This window comes from Rhizobium sp. BK399 (genome assembly GCF_014194695.1).
Taxonomy (GTDB): Bacteria; Pseudomonadota; Alphaproteobacteria; order Rhizobiales; family Rhizobiaceae; genus Rhizobium.
Genome location: NZ_JACIAH010000006.1, coordinates 110,536 through 126,565 on the forward strand (window position 1 = coordinate 110,536; position 16,030 = coordinate 126,565).

Below are 16,030 nucleotides of genomic sequence, written 5' to 3' on the forward strand. Positions count from 1 at the left end.
TTAGGCGGGCTTCCGCTTCGGATCGTCGAGCGCCGGGTTGTAGAACAGCGATAGCGTCAGGCTACGGGCGATCCGCTCCGCGGTTGCCATGAACCAGGCTTTGGCCTCGGGGTTCGGGGCGATATCGCTAAGCGTCTCGGAAAACAGCGCCAGCCATTGGGGGAAAAGATCGGCAGACAGGTTCGCGACACCGGTATGCGCCTGCACTGGCTTGCCGCCATAGGCGCCGCTGCGCAAAGCGACCGACGACCAGAAACTCTTCATTTTCTGCATATGCTCCGGCCAGCGACCGGAGAGCCTGGCATCGAATACTGGCCCAAGCGTCGGATGCTGGAGCACCCGGCCGTAGAACGTCTCGACCAAGTGATCGATGAACGCATCATCGATCCCCATCGCCTTCATTTCGGCTTCTGCGCGCTCGCGGATGGCGGCCACATGCGCAGCACGGCCCTGTATTTCGGTATCCATCATGAACTCCGGCACGTCGCAACCCGCGACTCCGGACATATAGACGGTCGACGCCCCAAGATGAAGGCACTGCGACGCAATGCAGCATTGCGCGTCAATAGACGTTTCTGTTTTCGCTTCTGGGATCATCGACGATCTTCTCGCGATAGATGTCGCCCGCTCGCGCCTTCAGCCGCCAAGGCCGGGCCTTCCGCAGCGGGATGTCGTAGACAGGGTCGTCGCGATCGAGAACCGCCGTCACCAGGCACGGTTCGGGCGTTGCGGGACACTGCGCCACCCATTTTCCGTCCGGGCCGATGATGCCGGCCGGCCCTTTGGGTGCCTTCTGGACCGGCGTCGCAGCGCCGATCCAGATGCAGTTCAGCCCCGCATGAGCGCGAAGCGCGATCTGGAAGTACTCGGCAAGGCCATACGAGGAAAAAAGCACGGCATCGACGCCGAGCGTCTCATATTCTTGAAACACCTCCTGAAATTGAGATTCGATGCAGATAGCGCAGCCAAATCGATATTCGCCTACGGCGAAAGTGATGGGTGCGGTGCCTGGAGAATACCAACCGCCGAGTTCGCTGTTCGACAGCTACCTCTTGTCGTAGCGGGTGAGAAGCGCTCCTTCTTCGGAGAAGACGTAGAGGCTGTTGTGCGGCGGGCGGCCTTCCGCCAGCCGATGCGCTCCGCCGACGACCGCACAGATGCGAAGGTTGCCGCAGAGATCGGCGATCGCCCTCAGCTCCGCCTCCTGCCTGCTCCAATCGAAGCTCCTCCAGTCGTCGGGATGCATGATCTGGAACTTCGAGTAGCCCGAAAGTGAGCCCTCACAGAAGTTGATGACACGCACGCCGCCGGCGGCCGCGGCTGCTATCATGCTCCGGATTGCGCTGCCGTTCGCCGCAATGTCGGGAGAAACCAGGGTCTGTGCTGCGGCAATCTTCAACGGTCCGCCTCTCATGATTCGGCCCGCATCTTCCGCTGATTTGACGCAGCGTGGAAGCCGGCTATGGCGTGACGCCACGCAGCACGCCGATCAGTGCCTTTCCATCGGTGAAATAGGGATCGCCGCCGCCGTTGCGACCGGCCTTGGTGGCACCGATCCCGGCAATCTCGTAGGTCGACGACACTTGCCCGGCCGTCTGAAGATCTCCAATAACAAGATTCCGCTCGGCATCGACATCAGGAGCGATGTGATGGGTGATCTGGCCGGTGTCATGGCTGAAACCAACACCGCGATCAAAGCTCGCCGAGCCGAGCCACACCGGGCGCCCATCTTCACCGCTCTTCTTGGTTTCCCAGAAACGGACGTGATGGCGTTCGTCGGCGCTCTTGCCGACGGCCTTTTCAAACGCCAGATCCTGTTGGCGTCCCTCGAACAGCAACGGGCTCACGGGAGCGTCGAGGTCGGGCCGATCGAGCACGACACTCAATCCAATTTCTGCCGATGTTCGTAGCGTGATCTTGTCAGCCGGATCCCATCCAGCCGACGCGAATGCCCGGAGCACGTCCTCCTTTGCGCCGACAAGCCCGACATTGATGGGATCGCCGGGAATGTCCTGTTTGGTGGTGGTCACCATTGGGCCAAATTCCGCGACGCGGCTGGCGTCGCGATGAATCCATATTTCAGGCATGAAGAAATAGGCGACGACCAGATACGCAACCAACAGGATCGCCACACCGCCGCCCACTATCCGCGTTTTCGTCAACTGTCTCATCGAAGTCCCCCCGGCCTCGGCGTTATCATACGACCCTCTGACGATGACGCCAACGTGCACTCTTCCGTCGCGTTGTATCTGTAGCGGCGTCGAACCCTTGCCATCCGCTCTCGTTGCGCTTAGCTCTCGGACACCACGAATCCGGATATCGAATGCCGCACAAGGTCTCCCTGTCCCGTCTGAAGTTGACCGACTTTCGCAATTACGCGTCTGTCTCGCTGTCGTTCGACGGTCGGCATGTGGTGCTGACTGGAGACAACGGCGCCGGCAAGACCAACCTGATGGAAGCCGTCTCGCTTCTGTCGCCGGGTCGCGGCCTGCGCCGCGCCACTTATGGCGACATCACCCGTGTTGGCGCGACCGCCGGCTTCTCGATCTTCGCGGAGCTCGCTGGCATGGACGGTGAGGTGGAGATCGGCACCGGCGTCGATACCACCGACGACAGCGCCTCCCGCCGGCTGCGGATTAACGGCACGCCGGCAAAATCAGCCGACGAACTGACCGATCACCTCCGCCTTCTATGGCTGACGCCCTCGATGGACGGGCTGTTCACTGGTGGCTCGTCCGAGCGCCGTCGTTTCCTTGATCGGCTCGTCCTGTCGCTCGATCCGGCCCACGGCCGCCGTGCCAGCGATTTCGAGCGCGCCATGCGCAGCCGCAACAAGCTGCTCGACGAACGCCGCTTCGATCCTGCCTGGCTTTCCGGCCTCGAGCAGCAGATGGCGAGCCTCGGCATTGCGATGGCGATGGCACGGCAGGAGATGTTGGGCCTTCTTGCACGCCTCATCGACGAAACGCACGAAACCTCGCCCTTTCCCGCCGCGACGCTGGAGCTTGCCGGCTTCATGGATGGCCAGTTCTCGCGCCCCGCCGTCGATCTTGAGGATGAGTATGCCGCCATGCTCGCGGAGAGCCGCTACCGCGACGCCGCGGCTGGTCGCACGCTCGACGGCCCCCATCGCGTCGATCTGCTTGTCCGCCACCAGCAGAAGCAGATGGAAGCATCGCGGTGTTCCACCGGCGAGCAGAAGGCCCTGCTGGTCGGGCTGATCCTCGCCCATGCCCGGCTGGTCGCCAATCTCACCGGCCACGCGCCGGTCCTGCTGCTTGATGAAATCGCCGCACATCTCGATGAAGGCCGGCGGGCCGCCCTCTTCGACCTCATTGACGCCCTCGGCGGTCAGGCTTTCATGACGGGAACCGACCGTGCCATGTTCTCGGCCCTTGGCGAGCGCGCGCAATTTTTCACCGTTGCTGACGGAAAGGTTTTCGAATGACCTGTGCCGCTTCCCCCTCAACCGAAGGCCGTGCTAGCATCGCGCCCATGGAGCCCCTAAGCCCGGAAGAAATCGCGCGATATCAGCGTCATATCCTGCTTCCCGAGATCGGCGGTGCAGGCCAGCAGAAACTGAAGGCCGCCCGCGTGCTCGTTATCGGTGCGGGCGGGCTCGGGGCGCCGGTCCTGCAATATCTCGCAGCCGCCGGCGTCGGCACGCTCGGCATTGCCGATGACGATCGGGTTTCGCTTTCCAACCTGCAGCGGCAGGTGATCCATGATTCGGGAACGGTGGGCGAGCTGAAGACAGACAGCGCCGCCTTCGCGATTGCCCGCTTGAACCCGCACGTCAACGTGATCCGTTTTGAGGAACGCTTTTCGCCGGATTCTGCGCGCCGCCATCTATCCGGCTTTGATCTCCTGATCGATGGCTCCGATAATTTCGATACGCGCTATACGGCAGCTGACGCTGCCGAGGCGGCGCAAATCCCGTTGGTGACCGGCGCTGTTGGTCGCTTCGATGGCTCCGTCACGGTTCTGAAGCCTTATGCGGTGGCCGAAGACGGGACGCCGAATCCGACCTATCGCGATCTCTTCCCCGAGAAGCCGCCCGCGGGACTGATCCCGGCCTGCGCCGAGACCGGAATTATCGGCGCGTTGACCGGAGTGATCGGCACGTTGATGGCGATGGAAGCGATCAAGCTCGTAACCGGCACCGGTGAGCCGTTGATCGGCCGGCTATTGCTCTACGATGCGCTTGCCGCCCGCTTCGACACGATCCGCTACAAGCGCCGCCGCTCAAGGCAGAGCCAGGCATCATGAACATCGTCCGCATCGATGAGGATTTTCAGCGTTGGGACGAGCTGCTGGCGCTGATCCTGTCGTCGTTCGCCTATATGAACGATCGCATCGATCCACCGTCCTCCGCCTCGAACCTCACGCGGGCGACGCTTGCCGACAAGGCCCGCGTTGAAATCGCCTATGTGGCGATGGAAGGCGAAACCTTGTCTGGCTGCGTCTTCTTGCGACCGGAAGAGGGCTGTCTTTACATCGGCAAACTGGCGATTGCTCCGGTTTCGCAAGGTCGAGGCATTGGCCGTAGGCTTTTGGCGGTCGCGGAGCAGACGGCACGAGACCGGGCACTGCCGTCACTCCGGCTCGAAACACGAATCGAACTCGTCGAGAATCATGACGTTTTCGCGCGCTGGGGATTCGAGAAGACCGCTGAAAATGCCCATCCAGGCTTCACAAGAACAACGTCGATCGAGATGCGCAAGGCGATCTCGGCTTAGCGGCCCGGCAGCACCCGGTTTGGCGGGCGGTGACCATCGATGAAGGTCCGTATATTGATGATGACCTTATCGCCCATGTCGATGCGGCCTTCGATCGTTGCCGAACTCATGTGCGGCAGAAGCACGACCTTGCCTTCGTTGGCCAGCTTGACGAGCTTCGGATTGACCGCAGGTTCGTTCTCGAAGACGTCGAGACCCGCACCGGCAAGCTTTCCTTCCCGCAAACTCTTGATCAGCGCCGCCTCGTCGATCACGTCGCCGCGGGCGGTGTTGACCAGGTAGGCGGTCGGTTGCAGCAAAGCCAGGCGGCGGGCCGACAGCAGGTGAAATGTTGCCGGAGTCGAGGGGCAGTTGATCGAAACGATGTCGACGCGGGCAAGCATCTGGTCGAGGCTCTCCCAGTACGTCGCTTCCAGCTCGTCTTCGGTCGCGGGGTTCACGCGCTTGCGGTTGTGATAGTGAATCGAAAGGCCGAAAGCCTTGGCGCGGCGGGCAACGGCGGTGCCAATTCGCCCCATCCCGACGATTCCGATGCGCTTGCCGTGAATACGTCGCCCAAGCATCCAGGTCGGCGACCATCCAGCCCATTCGCCCGGCTGATCGGTCAGCACGCGTGCACCTTCGCCAAGCCGGCGCGGCACCGCGAGAATGAGCGCCATCGTCATGTCTGCCGTGTCTTCAGTCAACACGTTCGGCGTGTTGGTCACGGTGATGCCCTTGCGGGCCGCCGCCTCGACGTCGATGTGGTCCGTGCCGTTCGAGAAGCTGGCGATCAACTTCAACTGCGGTCCGGCTTCCTCGATCACCGTAGCGTCGATTCGGTCAGTCACGGTTGGAACCAGCACGTCGGCGCTCTGGACTGCGGCGATCAGCTCGGCTTTGGAGCGCGGCGCATCGTCGATATTGAGTTCCGCGTCGAAGAGTTCGCGCATGCGCGTTTCGACCGCATCGGGCAGCTTCCGCGTGATGTAGACCTTCGGTTTTTTCTTCGTCGTCATGTGCGCCGGCGCTAACTTGTAAAGAGGTCCTTAACCAAGACGCGGGATAATTTTCCCGTTCCGGGCAATTTCTACCAGACCCGCACGCGAAGACAAACAAAACTCGCTGAGCGTGCGCAGGAATGTCGAATTCCCGGAATCAGGCAGCAGTCCTGCCCTCCTCTGAGCAAACGGAAATCCCATGCATAGCAAAGTCCTGAAATCTTGCCTCGCCCTTGCGATCGGTTTCGTGCTTTCGGCGGGAACGGCTGAAATGGCCTCCGCACAGGCGGCAAAGGGACCGAGCGGCCTGCCGCTGCCGCGCTTCGTCACGCTCAAGTCCAAGCGCGTCAACCTGCGCATCGGCCCCGGCACGGATTATGCAGCTTCCTGGATGTACCTGAAGGCCGGCCTGCCGGTCGAGATCATTCAGGAATACGACAACTGGCGCCAGATCCGCGATGCCGACGGCACCGAAGGCTGGGTCAACCAATCGTTGCTGTCGGGTTCACGGGCGGCGATTGCCGCTCCATGGATGAAGGGCAAGGGCAAGTCTGTCTATGTCAACATGCGCCGCGACGCCCTGTCGTCGGCAACCGTCGTCGCCAAGCTCGAACCCGGCGTCATGATGAACATCGGCGAATGCAATGGCGACTGGTGCTTTGCCAAGATCGACGGCGCCGAAGGCTGGGTGGCGCAGTCGGAGATCTGGGGCGCTTATCCCGGCGAAGCCTTTAAATAAGGCTCGCCTGCTTGCCCGCTTCGGCCAGCGACTTCATCGGCCGCGGACCGATCTGCTGGATCACGATGCCGGCGGCGAGGCAGCCGAGCTTGCCGCAATCTTCCAGCGTCCGGCCCTGCGTGTAGCCGTAGAGGAAGCCCGATGCGAAGAGATCGCCAGCGCCCGTCGTATCGACCAGTTCCCTGATCTTGATCGCATCGACATAGAAGCGCTCGCTACCCTTGAGGATGACGGCGCCATCCTCGCTCATCGTCACCGCCGCGATCTTGCAGTCCTTGGCGATGCTGTTCAGTGCTTCCTCAAAGTCGTCGGTTTCATAGAGCGCGAGGGCTTCCTGGCGATTGGCGAAGACGATGTCGACGGTGCCGGAGCGCATCAGGTCGAGGAATTCGCCACGGTAGCGGTCGACGCAGAAGCTGTCGGAAAGCGTCATCGACATCTCGCGGCCGTTCTCGTGGGCGATACGGGCGCATTCGCGGATCGCCTCCTTGGCGCGCGGCGGATCCCAGAGGTAACCCTCGAAGTAGGTCACCTTGGACTGGGCAACCACTTCGGATTCGACGTCCTCAGGCCCAAGTTCGACGCAGGCGCCAAGGTAGGTGTTCATCGAACGCTCGCCGTCGTCAGTCACAAAGATCATCGAGCGTGCGGTCGGCGGGAACGTACCCTTCGGCTGCGTCTGGTAGTGAACGCCCTGCGCGCGAATGTCGTGGGCGAAGATCTCGCCAAGTTGGTCTTCTGCGACCTTGCCGAAATAGGCGGCCTTGCCGCCAAAGCTTGCGACTCCCGCCGCCGTGTTGCCGGCGCTGCCGCCGGAGGCTTCCACCGCTGGTCCCATGCGCGCATAGAGAAGCTCGGCGCGCTCGGCATCGATCAGGTTCATCGCTGCCTTGGTGATCTTGTTGTCAATGAGGAACTGGTCGTCGCAACGCGCGATGATATCGACGATGGCATTGCCGACAGTCAGAACATCGAATTTGGTCATGAAAGGGTAAGGTCCCGGTGTTTGGTGATAGCCGGTGATCGGTCTTAGCGAATTTTAGCCGCATGGGAAGCGGAAATGCCGTGAGAACCTATCGATGCCTTCGTAAAAGTTCGCCGTTGGGGATCAAACACCACGAGCCGGTCGCCGTGAAGTCCCACAGGTCGCGGTTCAAGCAACGGCCGCATAGATCAGGTCGGGTGCGACCGGCCACTCATTCCTCCGCAGCGCGGATACATCGAGCCGGCCACGCGGGTCGCGGCGGGCGAGGCCCACGAAGCGATAGCGGCTGCCTCGCGTGTCGATGATGCGTGCAGGAATGGGGCGGCCGTCGATGTGGCCGATAACCGGTCCGTCGGATTGCGAACCATTGAGGAAGAAATATTCGTGAGGGAGGTGTCTGCTCACCATCCTATTGCCTTTCGTCGTTCGGTGCGGCGCTCGCAGCAGACCCGCTACGGAGATGCCTTTCGTGTTCGGAACTGGCCTTCTCCAAAGGAACATTGCTTTTTGATGGCACTCTTGAAGAACGACGGCGTGTTCTCTTGATCTCCACGACGAATGGCTTCTTTTGGGGACGCATGCGGATTCCTGATTATGGATGAGGTGGCCAGCTGAACGAGCCGAAGTCGACCACCATGCGTTGCCCAGCGGCGATATGAAGAGCGGTCGAGCAAGAGCCAGTTATGTTGAAGTCACTCGGGTAGCCGTCGGCTCACGGCGCTTCATCACTAAGATGGGGGAAGTGGCCGTATGCTTTCCATTCGGCCGCGAGGCTTCCTGTATTAAAATCTCATAGTGAAGTGGAGGATCACCGTCGCGGGTAAGTCGATCTCAGTGTTCGATCTGCTGCTCTGCGACCGTACTGGCGATGATTTGATCGGAGCCTTTTGCATAGAGCGGAAGCGTCAGGGTGATTGCTTCGCTGCGTCCGTTGATGGTGGCTGTATATCGCTTGTAGATGCGGTCCTGCCCTTGTTCCTCGCCTGCCGAAACGGCGTTTGCCTTCTCGACCAAGGCGCTCTCGAAGACAGTTGCGTCGACGTCGCTCAATGCCACCGTGCAGCCTTCGACAATCTTGCCGCCAACGTCCGCGCGGGAGACCACCAGTGCACGAAAGCTCTCGCTCTCGCCGCCGCTGACAATCCATCCCTGGAGCGCTTCCGGGTTTTCCATCGGCGTGAAGGTGAGCGCCAGGTCCTGTGCCATCGAAGGCCATGCATCGACTTTCGCGCGCTCGGACGTACGCTCGAAGTCGGGACCTGAGGAAACGCAACTGTCGTAGAAGAACGCGAGCTTGGCGGTGGCGTCGTCGGCGAGGGACGGTCCGGTGGCGAGAAGCATGAAGAGGCAGACAGCAAAGCGACGCTTCATTTTGTCTCCGAGCATCAAGTCGGTGCGGCCTTTCAGCCGCACCGATCATTTCAAACCTGTCGGACGTTGTCGGCAGACGTTCTGCCGGTTCGACGGTCCTGTGCGACTTCGAACGCGACGCCCATGCCTTCCTTCACATTGTCGATTCCGCCCCGTTGAGCGGCCGTGACATGCAAAAAGATATCGGTGCCTCCGTCATCCGGCGTGATGAACCCAAAGCCCTTGTCCTGGTTGAACCACTTGACTTTACCTGTTGGCAAAATTTACCCCCATGTTGGTCTCCCCAGCCAAAATGGGACATCGCACGATTTTGCCGGAGGGCACAAGTCCCGTTTTGACCGGATGGAGCAATGGCGCTGGCAGTACGAACGCCGATCGGCGGTCTAGACCTTCGCGCCGGGGGCGTCGACACAGTACAATCTATCGTCGCGGTTTGCCTCAATGTTTCGCAAAAATGCCACCCTGACGTCATCCCTCTGTCATTTGCCGCCTCTATAAGTCCCCTTAACGAGATTGGCATGAGCATCCGAAAGGCTGCAGCCATTCGAGAAGGGAATGATGCCCTTCGACGTTACCGGAGCGACGCTGACCACGGATGAACTGGCAGCATGGCAGACCGGCTATCCGGCAGGACCGGATGCGGAAAAGCGGGCAGAGCCCGCTTTTTTTGCTTTTGTGCTCCGCGCGTTTGTCATTGCGGTCATTTTGCTGCTAGGCATGCTTATCCCTCGCAAGGCAGCCGTACTCAATGTCAGCCATCATCTTCGACGTCCTTCCCATCTTCATCATGATCCTGATTGGCTGGCTGACGGTGAAGCTGCGGTTGATGAAAGCGGAGATCGGTGATGCGCTGAGCGAGTTCGTCTTCAAGATCGCCGTTCCGCTACTGTTGTTCCGGACGATCGCCAAGGCCGATTTTCATGGTGCTTCGCCGTTCCGTCTCTGGATCGCCTACTTTTCCGGCGTTGCTGTGACTTGGATCGCGGCGCATATCGCCGCGACGCGCTTCTTCGGCCGCGATGACCGCATTGGCGTGCTTGCCGGTGTTTCGTCAGCCTTCGCCAACACCATCTTCATCGGCTTGCCGCTCGTCCAGCGCACGGTCGGGGACAAGGGGCTCGTGCCACTCTCCATTCTGATCGCGGTCCATCTGCCTGTGATGATGATCATAGGGACCATCATGATGGAGCGCGCCGAGCACAAGATCGCCGGCAAGAAGGAGCGCAGCATCGCCAAGGTCGTGCGCCAGATCGCCCAAAATCTCATTAAGAACCCGCTGGTGATCGGCTTGGCCGGCGGCGCTGCCATGCATCTCTTAGGGCTCACCATGCCCGGGCCGGTGGGCGCCATCGTCGATCAGATTGCCGGTGTGGCCGGGCCGGTTGCGCTGATCTCACTCGGCATGGCGCTCGAGAAGTACGGAATTTCGGGCAACGCCGGCATCGCCAGCGTCACCTCCGCCTTCAAGCTCCTGCTGTTGCCCGCCTGCGTCTGGGCGGCGAGCCATCTGGTCGGGCTTGCCAGCGATTGGACGGCTGCCCTTGTGCTGATTTCGTCCGTCCCAACAGGCGTCAACGCCTGGCTGATCGCCAATCGCTTCGGTGTCGGCCACAGCCTCGCAGCGTCGACGATCACGCTGACGACGGCGCTTGGGGCCATCTCCGTTTCGTTCTGGGCCTTTCTGCTCGGCGGCTAATGCAAAAAAGAAAAAGCCCGGCGTCAGGCCGGGCTTAGGTTTTCTTATGGAATCGAGCAGCGTCTTACTGCGTGGCGCTATCCGGCGCGTTCGGATCGGGAAGCGCAACCGGCGAATCGGCCAGCGTGTGCAGGTAAAGAATGACGTTGGCGCGATCCGTATCCTTCGGGAGACCGGCAAAGCCCATCGCCGTACCGGCAACGTACTTCTTCGGCGCTGCCAGGAAGTGGTTCAGATGGTCGAAGGTCCACTTCTCGCTGCCACCTTTGGAGAAATCCTTCATCGCCGACGAGTAGGCAAACGCCTCGTGCGTGCCGATCGGACGATCGACGAGACCATAGAGGTTCGGACCGACTTTGTTCGGCCCCCCCTTGGTCGCGTCATGACAGGCCTGACACTTCTTGAACACGGCTTCGCCAGCCTTGGCGTCCGCCTTTGCAAGCAGCTGTGCGATCGGAACGGCTGCAGCCGGTGCGGCCTCGCCGCCACCGGAGGCGGGTGCCTCGTCAGCGACGATCGCGAAACCTTCCTTCTCCGGCGCTTCCGAATGAAAGATCCCCTCCGACGCGATGGAGACGGACATCAGAACGAAAACCGTCCCGAGCAGCGCCCCCACAGCCGTATTCACGTATGAATTCATCTGCAATGCTCCCCTTGCAGCCGGCAGACATAAAACCGGACCATCTTGAAATCGCGCGGAACCTATGTCTTTTGGCTATCCGTTGCAACAGTCTAAATGGGCTGCTGCGTGAGACTTTTTGACACCTTTCCGCCCGGATTAGAAGGCCCGAACAATGACCAGTCCAAATTTAGATGACGTGCTTGTGCTGATCCCGGCGCGCATGGCATCGACCCGTCTTCCGGGCAAGCCGCTTGCCGATATTTGCGGACTGCCGATGATTGTCCAAGTGGCATTGCGGGCGAAGGAAGCCGAGATTGGCCGTGTCGTCGTCGCTGTCGATGACCAGCAGGTCTATGACGTCGTTGCTGAGGCGGGCTTCGAAGTCGTCATGACCAGCAAGGATCATCAATCCGGTTCGGACCGCATTTACGAAGCGCTGGGGAAGGTTGACCCGGAGGCCCGCGCCAAGGTCATTGTCAATGTGCAGGGCGACCTGCCGACGATCGAGCCGGAAACCGTCCGCGCCGCGTTGCGCCCGCTGGAGGACCCCAACGTCGATATCGCGACGCTGACGATCGCGATCGATAACGAGGCAGACAAGACGGCGCCCCATGTTGTCAAGGTGGTCGGCGCGCCACTGTCCGCAAGCCGACTGAAAGCGCTTTATTTCACGCGGGCCACTGCGCCTTATGGCGAAGGGCCGCTCTATCATCACATCGGCCTCTATGCTTATCGCCGGTCCGCCTTGGAGCGTTTCGTGACGCTTGGGCCATCGGTCCTGGAAAGGCGCGAGTCGCTGGAGCAGCTGCGCGCGCTGGAAGCCGGCATGCGCATCGACGTCGAGCTCGTTGACACGGTTCCGCTCGGTGTTGATACTCCTGCCGACCTTGAAAAGGCGCGGCGCATTCTCTCCGCAAGAACGAAGTGACGGATTTTCCATGAACATCAAAACCAACAGGATCGCCTTCCAGGGCGAGTTCGGTGCGAACTCCGATATGGCGTGCCGCGACATGTTTCCGACCATGGAGCCGTTGCCGTGCCAGACGTTCGAGGATGCCTTTGTGGCCGTCGAGAACGGCGATGCCGATATCGGAATGATCCCGATCGAAAACACGATCGCCGGTCGCGTCGCCGATATTCATCACCTGTTGCCGGAGTCCCGCCTGCACATCATCGGCGAGTATTTCATGCCGATCCGCTTTCAGCTGATGGTGCTTCCCGGCGTCACCAAGGATGAGATCCGCACGGTTCACAGCCATATCCACGCGCTCGGGCAGTGCCGCAAGATCGTCCGCTCACATGGCTGGAAGCCGGTGATCGCCGGCGATACCGCAGGTGCTGCAAAACTCGTCCAGGAGACCGGAGATCGGTCGATGGCCGCACTTGCCCCGCGCCTTGCTGCGGAGCTCTATGGCCTCGACATCGTGGCCGAGAACGTCGAGGACACTGAGGACAACGTCACCCGCTTTGTTGTCCTTGCTCGCGACGAAGAATGGGCGCATCGCAGCTCGGCCGAGGAAAAGCTCGTCACGACGTTCGTCTTCAACGTCCGAAACATCCCCGCCGCGCTCTACAAGGCGCTCGGCGGCTTTGCGACGAATACCATCAACATGACCAAGCTTGAGAGCTATCAGCTCGGCGGCAAGTTTGTCGCCACGCAGTTCTACGCCGACATCGAAGGTCACCCGAACGATCCTAATGTCCGGCGCGCGCTGGAGGAATTGCGCTTCTTTTCCGAGAAGGTGCGTATTCTCGGGGTCTACAAGGGCCACCCAATGCGGGGCCAGCTGCAGAAATAAAAAGGGCGCCTCGGGGGCGCCCTTTCTTTTTGCGACTCACTTGTCCGGCTCGCACACACGCAAGCGATGGCCGTCCGGATCAAGAACGACGAAGGTCGGCCCGAAATCCATGTCCGTGAGGTCCTGCGCGATGGGGAGTTGGCGCTTGCGCCAGTCCTCATAGAGCGTCGAGACGCCGTTCTCCCCGGGCACCATGAAGGCGATTTCGGCGCGGCTGCCGGTCGCTGACGGCTGCGGCGTTACCTTGCTGAGCCGCCAGAGGCCGAGTGTGAAGCCGCCGTCGAGCGCGAAGGCAACGAAGTTCGGGGCTTCGGCCACCGGCTCGCGGCCGAGCAACGACCGGTAGAAACCGGCGCTCGTGGATGGGTCCTTGACGTATAAGATGATGAGGTTCGGGCTGTTCATCGGGTTGTCCTCGTTGTGGCAGGGTGGCAGGCGAAGAAACGCCGCTGCACTCATTGGCAGCGGCGGCGGTCGGTCAGTGCGTCTTGGGAGTTGCTTTGCGTCTAACCTTCTTGGCAGGGGCAGCCCCAGTCCACCAAGCCGAGATCACGTTTCATCGGCTCGGGCATGGTCTCCAGATCGAGGCGCGAATACCTCCTCAGCACCATCTGGCGCGAAGCGTTCAACATCATGCGCAGAAGTGTGGATTGCGGATATCCTGCATCGCAAGGGGTCTCGTCGACCGGATGGTTGCCACGCGTCGATCGGGTAAGGTTCAAGCTCGTCATCATCGGTCCTCCTGTTGGATTGGTACCGATAATAGCGCTGACCACTGTCAGTTTATGGCAGTAGCGTCGCGCTCAATGAGCAATATCCTGCTGGTCCCGCCACTCCTTGAGAAGCACGGCGCGCCGGCGCGGATAACGTCCGTCCTGCGGGATCATTTCGACGATCCGGTCGGTGCGGAAATGACGATAATCTTTACGCAATTCACACCAGGCGACGATGACGCGAACCTGCTCGAAGTAACTCAACGCGAAGGGCCAGATATTGCGGACGGAGACGGTTCCACCCTCATCAGAATAGGTCAGCTTGAGGATCCGCTCCGTACGAATCGCCTTGCGAATGGCGCCGAGGTCCGCCTTGTCGGCAACGGGCGGCTTTAGGTGGACGAGCAGCGTCGACGTCTCGATCTCGTCGCGCATGTCCTGCGGCAGCACGTCGGCGATCTTGGCGAGCGCGTCGGCGCCGGCGGCGGCGAGCCGCGGATCGGCCGCCCGCGCGACCCAACGCGAGCCGAGAACGAGCGCCTCGATTTCGTCCTGCGAAAACATCATCGGTGGCAGCATAAAGCCCGGTTTCAGTACGTAACCCAGTCCGGGCTCGCCTTCAATCAAGGCCCCTTGCGCCTGCAGGCTCGAAATGTCGCGGTAAAGCGTGCGGATGCTGACGCCGGTCTCGGTCGCCAGCACGGAACCGCTGACCGGCCGGCGATAGCGCCGCAGGGTCTGCAGCAGAGTCAGAAGGCGTTCGGAGCGTGCCATCTTAGGGGCCTCGTTCTACAGGCCTTATTGCTTTTTCCATTCCACCCAGTCGCGCATCAGCCGATGGGCGATGGCTCCCTTGGGCGGCGGCGCCTTGCCAGTAAGTCCGGGCCGCTCGAGCATCTCGAGCGTTTCCTCGCGCGTGAACCAGCGGCAGTCTTCCAGTTCCTGGCTGTCGAATTTGACGGTTTCGGATTTGGCCTCCGCATAGCAGCCGATCATCAGCGAATGCGGCATCGGCCATGGTTGCGAGGCGTGATAGCGGATCCGTCCCGTATGGATTCCGGATTCCTCCAGCGTCTCGCGGCGCACGGCGTTCTCGATCGTCTCACCCGGTTCAACGAAACCGGCAAGACAGGAATACATGCCCGGAGCGAAGTGCGGGCTGCGCCCAAGAAGGCAATGATCGCGTTCCTCGTCGATCGTTAGCATGATGACGACGGGGTCGGTGCGTGGGAAGATCGTGTGCTCGCACGCGGTGCAGACACGCTTATAGCCACCGATATGGATGCTCATCGTCGATCCGCAGCGGCCACAGAACTTGTTGTCACCGTTCCAGCGGATAAGGCTGGCGCCCTGGGCAAATTCGCCAAGCAGAACCTCGTCGAGCAGCATCTCGCGAAACAGCGACCGTCCGTCTGCGGGTTTGTACTGGCTGGCAAGCTCGTCCTCGGACACGCCGACCGGAACCGCCAGTCGCGGCTCGCCGGTCTTGCGGTAGCCGAGCAGCACCGTCTCGTCCCAGTTTGGCTGCAGGTCCTTCAGTTCGTAGCGGGCAAACAGCGGGTCAAGCACTTGGCCGTCATGCTTCAGAACCAGCTTGTCGCCGGCGAAAGCGAAGATATGGGTTCCTTCCTTGGCCAATGCCTTGTCGACCGACGTCTCGTCGCGATGTTCGGAATCGCGGATCAGGTCATTGGCGGCGAAGGCAGTCAGGCTGCTGGGTTCCGGATGCGGAACATCCGAATCGAAAAGCGAACGGCTCATGATGAAAGGGCTTCCCGCAACTTCTCTATAAGGTCATTTCTCTTTTCCGCAGCGTAAGGCTCTGCCTTGCCGAAACCCCAAACCGGATTTGGCCAATTGGCATCGCCTTCGAAGCGGGCAATGACATGAACATGAAGCTGACGGACGATGTTGCCAAGGGCCCCGATGTTGATTTTTGTGGCGCCGGTTGTCTTCTTCAGCGCAGCGGCGACCATCTCGGTCTCGAATGTCAGCATCACCTGATCGAGAGGTGTCAGCTCGAAGACTTCGCTGATATCCGTCCTGCGCGGTATGAGGATCAGCCACGGCCAACGGGCGTCCTTCGACAACCGCAGATCACACAGCCCCGTCTGCATGACACTGTCGCTATCGCTTTCCAGCCGACGGTCGAGCTTGAATTCGTCCAACAGGCATTCCTCCATGTTTTCCTGAGGCTAGCAGTTTTTTTTGAGCTTGGCTTGCTTTTGATGGCGATATTGCCGATATGTGCATCCGGGAGGTTGGTGGTGGACGAGCCACTCGCCAACCGGGTCAGGTCCGGAAGGAAGCAGCCCTAACGAGCCCGGCACGGGTCATCGTGCCAGCCTCCCACCTTTCTCTCCATTCTTGCTCGGGCAGTCCGGGT

General features: G+C 60.9%; 21 protein-coding genes, 1 other RNA gene and 1 pseudogene. 9 read left to right on the top strand and 14 right to left on the bottom strand.

Annotation, left to right across the window (positions count from 1 at the left end; genetic code table 11):
• The 3 genes and pseudogenes from FHT97_RS14755 to FHT97_RS14765 form a co-directional block, all read right to left on the bottom strand.
• Positions 1-468, bottom strand: a complete 468-nt coding sequence (locus tag FHT97_RS14755) for a truncated hemoglobin (RefSeq protein WP_183863542.1) — start codon at positions 466-468, stop codon at positions 1-3.
• A gap of 94 nt (positions 469-562) precedes the next feature.
• Positions 563-1,414 (bottom strand): annotated as a pseudogene (locus FHT97_RS31560) (carbon-nitrogen hydrolase family protein).
• Between the two features lie 46 nt (positions 1,415-1,460).
• Positions 1,461-2,171, bottom strand: coding sequence for an LssY C-terminal domain-containing protein (locus tag FHT97_RS14765; RefSeq protein WP_183753812.1), 711 nt, complete (start codon positions 2,169-2,171; stop codon positions 1,461-1,463).
• 152 nt (positions 2,172-2,323) lie between these two features.
• Here FHT97_RS14765 and recF point away from each other — a divergent pair, with 152 nt between their 5' ends.
• Genes recF through FHT97_RS14780 form a run of 3 tightly spaced genes read left to right on the top strand, consistent with a single transcriptional unit; the run spans position 2,324 to position 4,739 of the window.
• Entirely contained in the window at positions 2,324-3,448 is a 1,125-nt protein-coding gene (gene recF / locus FHT97_RS14770; RefSeq protein WP_183863202.1) for a DNA replication/repair protein RecF, read from the top strand.
• Positions 3,445-4,269, top strand: a complete 825-nt coding sequence (locus FHT97_RS14775) for a molybdopterin-synthase adenylyltransferase MoeB (RefSeq protein WP_183753808.1) — start codon at positions 3,445-3,447, stop codon at positions 4,267-4,269. Before recF ends, FHT97_RS14775 begins: the two co-directional genes overlap by 4 nt.
• Positions 4,266-4,739, top strand: a complete 474-nt coding sequence (locus FHT97_RS14780; RefSeq protein WP_183863204.1) for a GNAT family N-acetyltransferase — start codon at positions 4,266-4,268, stop codon at positions 4,737-4,739. The genes FHT97_RS14775 and FHT97_RS14780 overlap by 4 nt, the downstream gene beginning before the upstream one ends.
• Here FHT97_RS14780 and FHT97_RS14785 read toward each other — a convergent pair.
• The gene (locus tag FHT97_RS14785) at positions 4,736-5,737 is read right to left on the bottom strand and encodes a D-glycerate dehydrogenase (RefSeq protein WP_114710473.1); all 1,002 of its coding nucleotides are present in this window, start codon (positions 5,735-5,737) and stop codon (positions 4,736-4,738) included. The genes FHT97_RS14780 and FHT97_RS14785 overlap by 4 nt on opposite strands.
• Positions 5,738-5,918: 181 nt before the next feature.
• On the opposite strand from FHT97_RS14785, the gene FHT97_RS14790 reads away from it, so the two are divergent.
• A complete protein-coding gene (locus FHT97_RS14790) occupies positions 5,919-6,458 on the top strand; it encodes an SH3 domain-containing protein (protein WP_016552194.1) in 540 nt (179 codons plus the stop codon).
• Here FHT97_RS14790 and FHT97_RS14795 read toward each other — a convergent pair.
• From FHT97_RS14795 to FHT97_RS14810, 4 genes are all read right to left on the bottom strand, one after another.
• A complete protein-coding gene (locus FHT97_RS14795; protein WP_183863206.1) occupies positions 6,451-7,443 on the bottom strand; it encodes an adenosine kinase in 993 nt (330 codons plus the stop codon). The genes FHT97_RS14790 and FHT97_RS14795 overlap by 8 nt on opposite strands.
• Positions 7,444-7,611: 168 nt before the next feature.
• Positions 7,612-7,851, bottom strand: coding sequence for a hypothetical protein (locus tag FHT97_RS14800; RefSeq protein ID WP_183863208.1), 240 nt, complete (start codon positions 7,849-7,851; stop codon positions 7,612-7,614).
• Positions 7,852-8,274: 423 nt separating this feature from the next.
• Positions 8,275-8,814 carry a hypothetical protein gene (locus FHT97_RS14805; RefSeq protein ID WP_183863210.1) on the bottom strand — a complete coding sequence of 180 codons (540 nt, stop codon included), beginning with the start codon at positions 8,812-8,814 and terminating at the stop codon, positions 8,275-8,277.
• Between the two features lie 50 nt (positions 8,815-8,864).
• A complete protein-coding gene (locus tag FHT97_RS14810; RefSeq protein ID WP_016552198.1) occupies positions 8,865-9,074 on the bottom strand; it encodes a cold-shock protein in 210 nt (69 codons plus the stop codon).
• A gap of 295 nt (positions 9,075-9,369) precedes the next feature.
• Between FHT97_RS14810 and FHT97_RS14815 the strand changes: the two genes are divergently transcribed.
• Together FHT97_RS14815 and FHT97_RS14820 are read left to right on the top strand one after the other, a co-directional pair.
• Positions 9,370-9,660: a hypothetical protein gene (locus FHT97_RS14815; RefSeq protein ID WP_183863212.1), complete on the top strand. Its 291-nt coding sequence runs from the start codon at positions 9,370-9,372 to the stop codon at positions 9,658-9,660.
• A complete protein-coding gene (locus FHT97_RS14820) occupies positions 9,563-10,510 on the top strand; it encodes an AEC family transporter (RefSeq protein WP_183863214.1) in 948 nt (315 codons plus the stop codon). The genes FHT97_RS14815 and FHT97_RS14820 overlap by 98 nt, the downstream gene beginning before the upstream one ends.
• Positions 10,511-10,574: 64 nt before the next feature.
• Here the strand turns inward: FHT97_RS14820 and FHT97_RS14825 are convergent, their stop codons facing one another.
• Positions 10,575-11,150 carry a c-type cytochrome gene (locus FHT97_RS14825; RefSeq protein ID WP_016552200.1) on the bottom strand — a complete coding sequence of 192 codons (576 nt, stop codon included), beginning with the start codon at positions 11,148-11,150 and terminating at the stop codon, positions 10,575-10,577.
• Between the two features lie 154 nt (positions 11,151-11,304).
• On the opposite strand from FHT97_RS14825, the gene FHT97_RS14830 reads away from it, so the two are divergent.
• Together FHT97_RS14830 and FHT97_RS14835 are read left to right on the top strand one after the other, a co-directional pair.
• Entirely contained in the window at positions 11,305-12,060 is a 756-nt protein-coding gene (locus FHT97_RS14830) for a 3-deoxy-manno-octulosonate cytidylyltransferase (protein ID WP_183863216.1), read from the top strand.
• Between the two features lie 10 nt (positions 12,061-12,070).
• Positions 12,071-12,931, top strand: a complete 861-nt coding sequence (locus tag FHT97_RS14835; RefSeq protein ID WP_016552202.1) for a prephenate dehydratase — start codon at positions 12,071-12,073, stop codon at positions 12,929-12,931.
• 36 nt (positions 12,932-12,967) lie between these two features.
• Here the strand turns inward: FHT97_RS14835 and FHT97_RS14840 are convergent, their stop codons facing one another.
• The 5 genes from FHT97_RS14840 to FHT97_RS14860 all read right to left on the bottom strand — a co-directional run bounded on the left by FHT97_RS14840 (position 12,968) and on the right by FHT97_RS14860 (position 15,812).
• Complete coding sequence (locus tag FHT97_RS14840; protein ID WP_183863218.1) at positions 12,968-13,336, bottom strand: VOC family protein; 369 nt, start codon at positions 13,334-13,336, stop codon at positions 12,968-12,970.
• A gap of 101 nt (positions 13,337-13,437) precedes the next feature.
• Positions 13,438-13,665: a hypothetical protein gene (locus FHT97_RS14845; RefSeq protein WP_183753788.1), complete on the bottom strand. Its 228-nt coding sequence runs from the start codon at positions 13,663-13,665 to the stop codon at positions 13,438-13,440.
• A gap of 69 nt (positions 13,666-13,734) precedes the next feature.
• A complete protein-coding gene (locus FHT97_RS14850) occupies positions 13,735-14,418 on the bottom strand; it encodes a YafY family protein (protein WP_183863220.1) in 684 nt (227 codons plus the stop codon).
• Between the two features lie 24 nt (positions 14,419-14,442).
• On the bottom strand, positions 14,443-15,405 hold the full coding sequence (gene nudC, locus FHT97_RS14855) for an NAD(+) diphosphatase (RefSeq protein WP_183863222.1): 963 nt from the start codon (positions 15,403-15,405) through the stop codon (positions 14,443-14,445).
• Positions 15,402-15,812 (bottom strand): HIT family protein, encoded by a 411-nt coding sequence (locus tag FHT97_RS14860; protein WP_183753784.1) that lies wholly within the window; start codon positions 15,810-15,812, stop codon positions 15,402-15,404. Before FHT97_RS14860 ends, nudC begins: the two co-directional genes overlap by 4 nt.
• Before the next feature lie 88 nt (positions 15,813-15,900).
• On the opposite strand from FHT97_RS14860, the gene ffs reads away from it, so the two are divergent.
• An RNA gene (gene ffs / locus FHT97_RS14865) (signal recognition particle sRNA small type) lies at positions 15,901-15,997 on the top strand.
• Positions 15,998-16,030: the final 33 nt, after the last annotated feature.